Annotated in this window: 8 protein-coding genes; 6 read left to right on the top strand and 2 right to left on the bottom strand. The window is 62.6% G+C overall.

The features are described from left to right. Positions 1 to 960, top strand: a 960-nt coding sequence (gene thrS, locus AC1DX0_RS27165; RefSeq protein ID WP_477357484.1) for a threonine--tRNA ligase, incomplete at its 5' end; no start/stop codon positions are given. An 83-nt stretch (positions 961 to 1043) separates the two neighbouring features. Continuing rightward, positions 1044 to 1982 carry a lysophospholipid acyltransferase family protein gene (locus AC1DX0_RS27160; RefSeq protein ID WP_477222347.1) on the top strand — a complete coding sequence of 313 codons (939 nt, stop codon included), beginning with the start codon at positions 1044 to 1046 and terminating at the stop codon, positions 1980 to 1982. Between the two features lie 3 nt (positions 1983 to 1985). Here the strand turns inward: AC1DX0_RS27160 and AC1DX0_RS27155 are convergent, their stop codons facing one another. Next, positions 1986 to 2948 (bottom strand): hypothetical protein, encoded by a 963-nt coding sequence (locus tag AC1DX0_RS27155; protein ID WP_477357482.1) that lies wholly within the window; start codon positions 2946 to 2948, stop codon positions 1986 to 1988. A 155-nt stretch (positions 2949 to 3103) separates the two neighbouring features. Here AC1DX0_RS27155 and AC1DX0_RS27150 point away from each other — a divergent pair, with 155 nt between their 5' ends. Then, positions 3104 to 3688, top strand: coding sequence for a nitroreductase family protein (locus AC1DX0_RS27150; RefSeq protein WP_477222349.1), 585 nt, complete (start codon positions 3104 to 3106; stop codon positions 3686 to 3688). Between the two features lie 2 nt (positions 3689 to 3690). Continuing rightward, positions 3691 to 4299 (top strand): flavin reductase family protein, encoded by a 609-nt coding sequence (locus AC1DX0_RS27145; RefSeq protein WP_477357480.1) that lies wholly within the window; start codon positions 3691 to 3693, stop codon positions 4297 to 4299. Positions 4300 to 4316: 17 nt separating this feature from the next. Here AC1DX0_RS27145 and AC1DX0_RS27140 read toward each other — a convergent pair whose 3' ends face one another. Further along, positions 4317 to 5033 (bottom strand): TetR/AcrR family transcriptional regulator, encoded by a 717-nt coding sequence (locus tag AC1DX0_RS27140; RefSeq protein WP_477357478.1) that lies wholly within the window; start codon positions 5031 to 5033, stop codon positions 4317 to 4319. Between the two features lie 143 nt (positions 5034 to 5176). Between AC1DX0_RS27140 and AC1DX0_RS27135 the strand changes: the two genes are divergently transcribed. Beyond that, positions 5177 to 5851, top strand: a complete 675-nt coding sequence (locus AC1DX0_RS27135) for a methyltransferase family protein (protein ID WP_477222352.1) — start codon at positions 5177 to 5179, stop codon at positions 5849 to 5851. A 268-nt stretch (positions 5852 to 6119) separates the two neighbouring features. Next, positions 6120 to 7776, top strand: a 1657-nt coding sequence (locus AC1DX0_RS27130; protein ID WP_477357476.1) for a CASTOR/POLLUX-related putative ion channel, incomplete at its 3' end; no start/stop codon positions are given.

Genomic DNA, 7776 nt, shown 5'->3' with positions numbered 1-7776 from the left:
CCGATGAACTGCCCGGGCCACGTGCAGATTTTCAAGCATGGGTTGAAGTCTTATCGCGATCTGCCCGTAAAACTTGCAGAATTCGGCAATGTGCATCGCTATGAACCATCAGGCGCGCTGCACGGGCTGATGCGCGTGCGCGGCTTCACGCAGGACGATGCGCACATCTTCTGCACCGAGGAGCAGCTCGCAGCGGAATGCCTGCGCATCAACGATTTGATCCTGTCGACCTATGCCGATTTCGGTTTTGAGGAGGTCAGCGTCAAGCTGTCGACACGGCCGGACAAGCGGGTCGGCACCGATGAGGCGTGGGATCATGCCGAGGCGATCATGGGCAATGTTCTGGAGACGATCAGAACGCGGTCGGGCAACCGGATCAAGACCTCGATCAATCCCGGCGAGGGCGCCTTCTATGGGCCGAAGTTCGAGTACGTGCTGAAGGACGCCATCGGCCGCGAATGGCAGTGCGGCACGACGCAGGTCGACTTCAACCTGCCGGAACGCTTTGGCGCCTTCTACATCGGCTCGGATTCGGAGAAGAAGCAGCCCGTCATGGTCCACCGCGCCATCTGCGGTTCGATGGAGCGTTTCCTCGGCATCCTGATCGAGAACTATTCCGGCCATTTCCCACTGTGGTTCGCGCCGCTGCAGGTGGTGGTGGCGACGATCACTTCCGAGGCGGACGGCTATGCGACCGAAGTGGTGGCAAAGCTGAAGGCTGCCGGGCTTCTGGCGGAAGCCGATCTGCGCAACGAGAAGATCAACTACAAGGTCCGTGAGCACTCGCTGGCCAAGGTGCCGGTCATCCTCGTCTGCGGCAAACGCGAGGCGGAGGAACAGACGGTCAACATGCGCCGGCTCGGCTCGCGCGACCAGGAATCGCTTGGTCTTGCCGAGGCGATCGAACGGCTGACCGAGGAAGCGGTGACGCCGGACCGCAGGCGCAAACGCGCTGCCTGATTGAACAGCACTTTGGTGATGGCGGTGGAGCGATCCACCGCCATTTTCACATCCTTGTCACGCCGATCTTGTAACGAATCGCTATGCTCAAGCTGAAATTGCGCGAAAAACCATTTCCCGAACTTTCCTACGCCAATCCGCACCAGCCGGCGCTGACGCGCTGGGTCATCCATTCCATCGAAGGCCTGTCGGGGCGCGACCGTTATGCCGCGCTCTATGATTTCTGGCGCCGCCAGGTGGTGCCATCGGGCGAGCGCGTGTTCAGCCGCATGCTCGACCTGATCGACGTGCGGATACGGACCGCCGACCAATGGCCGCCCGCGCCATTGCCGGACACRCCGCTGGTGATCGTKGCCAACCATCCGTTCGGCATCGGCGACGGCATTGCCGTGCTSTCRTTGGCMGAGCAGCTSGGGCGGCCGTTYCGGGTGATGATCCACAAGGATCTGCTGAAGATTCGCGAGATGGAGCCCTATTCGCTGCCAATCGATTTTTCCGAGACCAAGGACGCGCTGAAGAACAACATGGCCGTGCGCCATGAGGCGGTGCGGCTGGTGAAAGAAGGCGTCACCATCGTGGTGTTTCCCGCTGGYGGYGTCGCCACCGCGCCGAAAGGCTTTGGCCGGGCGCGCGACCTGCCATGGAAGATGTTTCCGGCACGCCTGGTCCAGGATGCCAAGGCGTCCGTCATTCCGATGCATTTTTCCGGACAGAACGGCAGGCTGTTCCAYCTGGTSAGCGGGCCGATGAACATGGCCGAGCGCGATGGCCGCGTGGCCAAGTTCGTCGGCAAGGCGTCGCTGACACTGCGGCTTTCGATGCTCATCCACGAATTCGCGCGGCTGTCCGGCAAGGCGATCGACGTGCGCGTCGGCGATGTGCTGAGCTGGGGCGAACTGGAGCCGCTGCGCGACCGCAAGATATTGCTCGACCGGCTTTACCGCGGTGTGTTTGATCTGGCGCCGCAGGTGCCGCGCCGCCGGATACCCTTCCTGCCGGCACGGACAAAGCTGGCAGCCTGAAGGCTAGTCGGCGCCTTCTTCAGGGTCCATCGCCGCGGCTTCAGTGGCCAGAACCTCGATTTCCTGRTTCTGYCCGGCSACRACGGYRAAATCCTTCTGGTAGATGCGGTCGCGGTTCTTGGCGATGATGGTGTAGTCGCCYTCGGCMAGCACCATCGAGGCAAAGGCGCCGACAGTCTCCTTGATCGGATCGCCGGATTCATTGAGCAGCGACCAGGACGTGTCGGCGATGGCCTCGCCGCCGGTCTCGCGCACCAGTTTCATCGTGATCTCGGCGGCGTGGTGCTCGACGGTGGCTTCGGTCAGCTTGCCGGCCTCGACGCGGATGTCGGAGCGGATGACCGCATTGACCGCGCCGTAGGTCGAGACGACATGGTAGATGCCGGCATTGAGCCGCACGACGCTGTTGGGCTCGACATCGGGAATGATCAGAGCGCGGTCGCCATTGGCCTCTGCGGTGCCCTCATAGATCGAGAAGCGCAGTTTTTTCGGCGGAATGCGCACGCCGCCGGACAGAACCGCGTCAAGCTTCAAACCGCCGGCATCGAGCACGAGGCTTTCCCGCTTGGCTTCCTTGCCGACAGTGATGCGCTTGGTGGCACCGGCGCGGCCGTAGGACGCGTGGACCAGATAGCTGCCGGGTTCGAGCTGGAAAACGGCGCTGCCGCCATGCGCGGAGGCGACCATCGGCAATTTGCCGTTGACGGCTTCCGGCTTGAACACACGCCAGACGAGGCCGCGGCTGATGTCTGTGCCTTTGTCGGTCAGCTGGGCCGACAAAGTGATGGAGCCACCGCCGCCAAGCGCCAGCGGGGTTTCGCTCTTCGGCGTCGCATAGCTCGAAATTCCCGGAAGTTTCAGGTCGCTAACGCCGTCCTTTTCCTGCGCAGCAGCCAAGGAGACCGGCAGCAGGAACAGTGCGGCGCAGAGCCAGACCAGGAAAAGACGCAGTCGCCCCTCAAACATGCCTTGCGTTGAAGCCCATGGCGGTGGCAATTTCAAGGCTTAAGAGTCCAATCGAAGACTCTTCAGCCCGGCGCTTGCGCGCCTTTGCCCGAGCCGCCCGAATTCCCGATGGTGCGCTTCAGCTCAAAACAGAGTGTTTTAGGAGACTTGCGCCCATGGCGTCGCCGATCATCGACTTCCTGCTGACCCGAAATTCAGCGCCGATTCCGGAACTCAAGGAGCCGGCGCCGAGCGACGCCGATATTGCAACCATGATCGCCGCCGCCACGCGCGTGCCCGACCACGGCCGGTTGGAGCCCTGGCGCTTCATCCTCTATCGCGGCGATGTCCGCATCGAGATCGGCAGGAAGCTGGCGCAGCTTGCCGAACAGCGGGAAGGGCCGCTGCCCGAGGGCCGCCGCAACCAGGAACTGGCGCGCTTTTCGCGTGCGCCGCTGGTGATCGGCGTGGTGTCGGTGCCGAAAGAGAATCCCAAGATACCGCAATGGGAGATGTTCCTGTCCGGCGGCATGGCGGCGATGAACCTGATGATATCAGCCAATGCGCTGGGCTATGGCACAAACATGATCAGCAACTGGTATTCCGACGTGCCGGAGGGCCGGGCGATCCTCGGACTGGCGCCGCAGGAGCGAGTCGTCGGGTTCATCCACATCGGCTCTTATGCCGGCCCGGCGCCGGAGCGGCCACGGCCTGATCCGACAAAGCTCTATGCCGATTACGCAGGACCCTGGGCGGGCTAAAAATGTTTTACGAGCCGTCCAAGGGGCACGGGCTGCCGCATGATCCATCGAAGGCGATCGTGGCGCCGCGCCCGATCGGCTGGATATCGACGCTGAACAAGGCTGGCGAGATCAATCTCGCGCCATACTCTTTCTTCAACGCCGTTTCGACGCGGCCGTTCATCGTCTGGTTCTCCTCGGAGGGCGAGAAGGACAGCGCATCCTTCGCCCAGGAGACCGGCGAGTTCGTTGCCAATCTGGTCGGCCGCGATCTTGCGGAGAAGATGAATTACACCTCTGTCAATGCGCCGCGCGGCGTCAACGAATTCGTCTATGCCGATCTCGCCATGGCGCCTTCGCGTCTCGTTAGGCCGCCGCGCGTGGCGGCAGCGCCTGCCGCGCTGGAATGCCGGGTGACGGAGGTGTTTCGCCCAAAGGCGCTGGACGGTACGCCGACAAGCGCCGTCGTCGTCGCCGGCGAAGTGGTCGGCGTGCACATCGACGATGCCTTTCTGAAAGACGGCCTGTTCGACATCACCAAGGCCGGCAATGTCGCTCGTCTCGGCTATATGGACTATGCCAGTGTCAGTGAGGTCTTTTCGATGCGCCGGCCCCGCTGGGGCRAGGAGTAGGCTTCAGACCTGGCAAATCACCGCGTCTTGTCTGCACTCGTTTGCCGCCGGGCCGTCATGACGGTCCTGATATAGCCGGGCTCGCCGATCCGGATGCTTCCATCGGGAAGGCCGAGTATGCGGTCGAGAGCGATCTCGTAGAGCCTGACGCGTTTTTCCAGCACTTCGATCGCGACCTCCATATCGGCGTCGCTGCCGCCGGTAATCGCCTTGGCGACGACGTCATGCGTGGCCAAGCCGAACTGCATGACGATGTCGGCGACACCTTCCGGGTCGAAGGTCCTGAAGGTGCCGTCTTCGACACCTTGGCGGATGATCCTGACCAGCAGGGGTGAAAACGACGCGCTGGCCGCCAGGTTGATTCGATGGAAAAGCACCAGGTTTTCGGGCCGGAACATCGTCTCGAAAAGAGCCCAGGCCTCCGCCGCGGTCTCGATCTTGGCCTGCCGAGACYGGCTGAGCAGGCCATTCAGGCGGCCAAGCGGGTCGAGGCCGCGATCGTCGAGTATGCCCTGGACACCAGCCAATGCCTGTCTCGCGAAGCGGTCTGCCAATGCTTCGAGCAGTGCCTCCTTGGAGGCGAAGTAGTGATAGAAGGCGCCCTTCGAGATGCCGGCGGACGCAATCACGTCGTTGAGGCTCGCTCTGTCGTAGCCCTGCGTCAGGAACAGGGCCTGGGCATGGTCCAGGATATCTTCTCGTCTGATCTCTGGATGCTTGATGAYACGGGGCATGACGAACCTTCTGCACGCGATGGCCGTTCCCGTCCAGCACGGGATATCGGATCGTTCGCTTGAATTCCAGACCACTGGTCGGTATGATAGACCGTTGGTCTGTTTCAGCCAATGCCGCGGGGGCATACCGTGGAAGGTCGATCATGATCGCGAAAATGGTTCTTCAGACAGTCATCTGGTTCGGCGTCAAGGGCGCCTTGCTCTTTCTGTCGGCCGGCACGCTGCACTGGCCGGGGGCCTGGATCTATCTGGTGGGGATGGTGGGGCTTAGTCTCACCTTGGGGATGGCACTGGCGCGGCGCGATCCCGGCCTGATGAATGAGCGACTGGGTTCTCCCATCCAGAAGAAGCAGACCCCTGCCGACAAGGTCCTGCTGTCGATACTTCTCATCGCCATCTTCGGCTGGCAGGTCTTCATGGGGCTGGACGTCCGTTTCGGCTGGTCGGTGGTTCCCGTCTGGGCACAGGTGGTCGGCGCGCTGGTCCTGCTGGTCGGAATCTGGATCTGCTACCTGACCATGCTGGAGAACAGTTTCGCGGCACCGGTGGTGAAGATCCAGGACGAGCGCGGGCAGCGCGTGATCACCACTGGCCCCTACAGCTACGTGCGCCATCCGATGTATGCCGGCGCCATCCTCTTCTTCGCCGGCACGGCGCTTCTGCTCGGCTCCTGGTGGGGACTGGTATTGGTGCTCGTGTTCGTCGTTCTCCTGGCCATCCGCACCTTCATCGAAGAGAAAACGCTTCGCACCGGCCTGCGCGGATATGACGACTATGCAACTGAGGTTCGCTACCGCCTGATCCCGATGGTCTGGTAGCGGCCATGCGAAATGGCTGCCGCCTCGCGCGGTTCGCCATCGCTGCGGATCCCTTAGCCGTGAACACGCGAATAGCGATTCCCCTTCATCCAAACACAGGCTAGAACGGCTCACCGTTTCACGGAAACGGCGAACCGCTCTAACTCTTTGTTTTGACGCAATTCCGGACGGAAAACCGTTCACACTTTTCCTGGAATTGCGTTAAGAGAGCGGCTTCGGCGTTGCGTTGGCGCATCGACCTTGGGGATAGTGCGGGGGCACCGGCGACATGAAGAAACGAGACTCGCTGGGAACCCGGCTGCGCTACGGGTTTGACAAGAGCATGGCCGCCGGCCCGATCGCGCTGATCGGCTGGCTCGCGGTCGTTTCCCTGCTGATCATCATCGCCGCCGCGGCTTTCCTTGCGGTGACCCGCATCGCGCCGGAGGGCGGCGAGCCGCTGAACTTTTTCGAAGCGTTCTGGGAATCGCTGATGCGCACGCTCGATTCCGGCACGATGGGCGGCGACACCGGCTGGGCCTTCCGCCTCGTCATGCTGGTCGTCACGCTTGCCGGCATCTTCGTCGTGTCGGCTCTCATCGGCGTGCTCAGCGCCGGCGTCGACGGCAAGCTCGATGAATTGCGCAAGGGCCGTTCGCGGGTGCTGGAGGCCGATCACACCATCATCCTCAACTGGTCGCCGTCGATCTTCGACGTCATCTCCGAACTCGTCATCGCCAATGCCAGCCGCCGCCRTCCGCGCATCGTCGTCATGGCSAATATGGACAAGGTCGMGATGGAGGACGAGATCGCGGCCAAGGTCGGCAAACTGGGCAACACGCGCATCATCTGCCGCAGCGGCGACCCGACCGATCTCTATGATCTCGCCATCGTCAACCCGCAGACCTCGCGGTCGGTCATCGTTCTGTCGCCGGACGGTGACGATCCGGATTCGCAGGTCATCAAGACGGTGCTGGCGCTGGTCAACGATCCGAACCGGCGCACCGACCCCTACAACATCGCCGCCGAGATCCGCGACGGCAAGAATGCCGAGGTCGCCCGCGTCGTCGGCGGGGCCGAGGTGCAGCTCGTGCTGGCCGACCAGCTGATCTCGCGCATCGTCGTGCATTCAAGCCGGCAGTCGGGTCTCAGCGGTGTCTATTCGGAGCTGCTCGATTTCGACGGCTGCGAAATCTACACGACCGAGCAGCCTGATCTCACCGGCAAGACCTTCGGCGAGGCGGTGATGGCGTATGAGCATTGCGCGCTGATCGGGCTTTGCGACCAAAAAGGACGCGTCAATCTCAACCCGCCGTCGGACCTGGTGATCGCCAAGGACATGCGCGCCATCATCATCGCCGAGGACGATGCGGCCATTAAGCTGGGAAGCACCGGGATCAAGATCGATGCGGCGGCGATCCGTGGGCCACGGTCCGTCGAGGCGAAGCCGGAGCGCACGCTGATCCTCGGTTGGAACCGGCGCGGCCCGATCATCACCTATGAACTGTCGCGCTATGTCGCGCCTGGTTCGATCCTGACCATCGCCGCCGATACGCCAGGCCTCGAGCAGGAAGTTGCCGGACTGCCGGTTGCCGGCAACAATCTGTCGGTTACCTGCCGCATCACCGACACGTCGAGCAGCGCAGCACTGGTAAGCCTGGACGTGCCTTCCTACGACCATGTGCTCGTCCTCGGCTACAGCGAAACCATGGCAGCGCAGCCGGCCGATACGCGCACGCTGGTGACGCTGCTGCATCTGCGCAAGATCGCCGATGATGCCGGCCTGCACATCTCCATCGTCAGCGAGATGATCGACGTGCGCAACCGCGAGCTTGCGGCGGTGACCAAGGCCGATGATTTCGTCGTCAGCAACMGGCTGGTCAGYYTKATGCTGGCRCAGGCGTCGGAGAACCAGTAYCTCGCCGCGATCTTCGACGATTTGCTCG

The organism is Mesorhizobium sp. P3_A9 (assembly GCF_056402975.1).
The sequence above is the reverse complement of the archived record's forward strand: the minus strand, read 5'-3'. Positions and strand labels throughout refer to the sequence as shown.

Bases quoted from the DNA above. Each gene is read 5' to 3' on its own strand.
- AC1DX0_RS27135 (WP_477222352.1), top strand. From the start codon at position 5,177: ATGATCGCGAAAATGGTTCTTCAGACAGTCATCTGGTTCGGCGTCAAG.
- AC1DX0_RS27150 (WP_477222349.1), top strand. From the start codon at position 3,104: ATGGCGTCGCCGATCATCGACTTCCTGCTGACCCGAAATTCAGCGCCG.